At 34.8% G+C, this 3,738-nt stretch carries 2 protein-coding genes; both read right to left on the reverse strand.

What is annotated here, in order from left to right; genetic code table 11:
* Positions 1-132: 132 nt before the first annotated feature.
* Positions 133-1,887: a response regulator gene (locus F3G76_RS10290; protein ID WP_149706665.1), complete on the reverse strand. Its 1,755-nt coding sequence runs from the start codon at positions 1,885-1,887 to the stop codon at positions 133-135.
* 106 nt (positions 1,888-1,993) lie between these two features.
* Positions 1,994-3,145 (reverse strand): Cj0814 family flagellar-dependent secreted protein, encoded by a 1,152-nt coding sequence (locus tag F3G76_RS10295; RefSeq protein WP_149706666.1) that lies wholly within the window; start codon positions 3,143-3,145, stop codon positions 1,994-1,996.
* Positions 3,146-3,738 lie beyond the last annotated feature (593 nt).

Genomic DNA, 3,738 nt, shown 5'->3' on the forward strand with positions numbered 1-3,738 from the left:
TGCTCTAAATTTAAGGGGTAGCTACCAAGTGCGTTTATCATCTAGTATCCTTTTAGCTTCATGCTAAAGATATCGTCTTTTTTGTAAAAAGTTTTATTTTGCCAAGGGTTTTTGGTCTGCATAAATTTACTCCTAAACTCTCGTATCTACCTTTTTATAAAGCCTATCTTTGCTAGATAGCTCTTTAAATTTTAGGTCATTTTCAAGGTAGGTGATGTTGTAAATTTCTTTGGTGGTGATACTTTTGCCGTTTTCAAGTCTGATTAGGAATTTGCTTGTAAATTTATCAGAGAGGTTTTTAACTAGCTTTGCTCCAAGCTCTTTTAGGCTAGATATCTTCTCGTCTTTCTTTATGCCTATATCTTTAAAGTCAAGTCTATTTAGCTCTACATCATTCATGCTCTTAGCATCTAAATTTATACTTGCTCTTTTGCTATCTTTGTCGTCTTTGCTGATTAGCTTGCCAGTGTCGCTATAAATTTCTTTTACCTCTAGCTCTCTTCCGCTATCAAATTTAAGCGTGATCGTGCCATTTTTGTTTAGCTTCATAGCTATTACGCTGTCTGTGTCCTTTAGCGCAGCTGCTGCCTTGCTAGTATCACTCTCAAAAGCATGCTTTGCTCTTTCTAAATTTTCTAGGCTAAACTCCAGTCCAGTCGCTTTTTCAAACTCACTCTCCATAGCGATTATATAAGATGACTTTGTGACTTTTAGCTTTGAGATGAGATCATCTGCGTCTTCTACATCATTTTCTTTTAAATTTTTGCTTATCCACTCTACGTCTTTGCTGTGAGCGCTAGACTCTTTTTGGTAGTCGTTATAAAATTTCATAAAGCTATCTTTTTGATAGCCTGCGTATGAAAAGCTCTCATCTTGTTTAGGCCCAGAAGGCTTTATGATAGGGTTAAACTCGCTAAGCTTTTTCTTGCCGTCAAAGCCAACTTTCTCATAGGCAAAGTTATTTAAGCCGCTCTCTTCGTTAAATATCTTATTATCCCTAAGATCTACCCAGCCGTCTTGGTCTGCATGGTCTTTAAAAAATTTATTAGTCTCTTCTTTGCCTATCTTTTGGTAGCGATACTCGGCCGAGAAAAGAGTATAAGGGTTTGAGTTGTTTAAACTAACTCTGTAATCAACCGTATTTTTGCTAGCAAAGTCCATAGCCTCATGGCTTAAATTTCTAATATCTTTTTTAATAAAGTCGTTAAGGTTTATCTCGCTTACAACTTCGCTTAGTTTGAAAATTTTCTCATTTCCATCTTTATCGTAGCCTCTAACTTTTAGCTTATCAAAGTATTTATCACCAGAATTTATCACTCCGTCCTTGTTGCTATCAAAGTTAAATAAAAATCCATTTGCGTCTAGCTTGCCTATGCCTAGTTTGTCATTATCGTCATAAAGATCCAAAAAGACCTCTACATCACCCAGTGAGGTTTTTATCGTTTTTTCATAGGCGTAGTCATTTAAATTTGTAAATTTAGTATCTGCTGCCGCAATGGGCTTAATGGGAGTTTTTGAATTTATAGATGAAAAATAGGTGCTAGTTTGATCCACTTTCCTTAGTGCTGAGGCATCTTGTCCAAAGAGATATTTGTTTTCAAAGTCTTTTTTGTCCCAGTTTCTTCTTTGTATATCCACATAAGAAAAAGCATCGTTTGCCCCACTATCTGCTTTAGCATAATCTGACTTCACGCCACTGGTGCTAGCGCTTTGGATGATAGAGTAAGTGCTATTTGAGATAAGCTTAGTAGCGATGTCTTTAAGCTCAGACTTTAAATTTGTATTGTCTAAAGTTTGCACTCTATCTACGCCAAGAAGGACCCTTGAATAGATCATATCTTTGGGTAAATTTATATTTATGGGCTCTAAATTTGGTGATATATTCATTTTAAATCCTTTTAAAATATATATCTTATATCGGCAAAAGTAAAAAATGTTTAGTAGCATAGGAGCTAAAAGGGCTTAGAGCGAATGCCTACTATGTTATATATTTTTAGAGCTCTCTTACCTTCGTCCTCTCATCAAATTCTTTTAAAACATCCATTATCTTACTTGCTAGCCCCTCGAGTGTTTGATCTTTTTTAAGCTCTAAATTTCTAAGCTTTAAAATCCTAGCTAGTATATCCTTTAGATCTTTCTTGCCAGATAGTATCTCATCATAATAAGCCTTTGGTATGCCTATCTCACTTCTATCTTGTTTTGTAAGTATTAATGAACTTTTATACACATTAAGAGCCTCGTCAGTTATTCTTGTTGTGCCACCTTGTAACACAAGACCTTGCTCGTTTTTCAAAAATGCTACAAAGATTTGCTCCTTTGTATAGCCTTGTTCATTGTCATATACAGACATATCAGGCTTGAAGTCATATCCAGCGCTACTAACCCACATATAAGGGATAGTATGCTCAGTTGTCATCACTTCTGGAGAAAAGTCAAGGAAATTTCCATTAACTTCTACATTTATATCGCTTAGATCATTTATTAGCTTGCGTGCATTCTCTACGTCTTGAGTCGTTCTAAAGATATGAGTTATCTTTTCATTGCTTCTATCAGTTAGTCCATCTAGCTCATCGCTAGTCATCCTATCCATTAGATATTCGGAATAATCTATTTTTTTATCTTTTGAAAAGTAGCCCTTTGGCATCTTTGCTAGATCTTCATTTGAGTAAAATTCTTTACCCTTGCTAATAACTCCAGCTGAAATTTGATCAAAAATTTTATAGTATTGCTTGATAGTATTTGCTAGATCGATATTTGCAAAGCTATCCTCTCCAAAGAGTTGGTTATCTTTTTTTGTTTCCATTAAAGAATTTGTAAAGTTTGGATGTTTTTGATTGTGTAGCACTATCGTATCAAGTGTGCTTTTGTGGATTTTAAAGTCCTGTGGCAGACCTGCTGCTTTGTTAAAGTCAGCTCCCATAAATCCTTTAGCATCTACACTATATCCATAGCCCTCTTGTGAAGTAAATTTAGCCTGATAAAGAGAGTCGATACTGCTAGATGAAACAAAGTCATTTTTAGGAGTAGTGACTTGGCTGATCAAATTTATATTTGGAGTGTTAGGTAGGAAATTTGCAAAGCCTTCGCTTTTTGTATGTTTTTGGTAGTGCTGTTTTGTTAAGATGGAGTTATAAGAGACTTTCATAGCTTACTCCTTGAAATTTACTTCAAAGAGTAAGCAAAAGTTGTGCCGAAAAATTTAAGAGTGAGATAAATTTAAGTTTGTTCACTTTGAGATAAAAATTTTATCTATCAGTAAAAATAAAAGCAAATTTATAGAAAGCATCATGTAAAATAAAACAATCCTGAAAAAATGTACCGCTTTTTATAAAAACTGTATCATACTTTTAGGAAATTTTAAAGAAAGGGAAACTGCAAGAAGGGCAGTTAAAGTATTGATAAGTAGGACATTTATGGTGTCAAAGGGGAGACTTGAACTCCCGACCTCCGGCTTATGAGATAAATTTTTAAATATCGCTTAAGGCCTTGCTACATCGCCATTACAAACAACTTTTCCCAATAAGCACTAGTCAAGTGTCCCACTTTTGTTCCACTGCAAATCCATGATACATCTAAAAAACCGCAATGGAATTTATTACTACCGAAGCGTCATCGCACCAAACGCAAGAAAAGTTTTAAAATGCTCAAGAGAGCTATCTTTCTCCTTAGGGACTTATTCCTTATTAAAAGCCAGAAAATCTGCTAGAATCTATGATAGATATATCTATCTCATAACAA

The sequence above is a fragment of the Campylobacter concisus genome (assembly GCF_902460575.1).
GTDB lineage: Bacteria > Campylobacterota > Campylobacteria > Campylobacterales > Campylobacteraceae > Campylobacter_A > Campylobacter_A concisus_AW.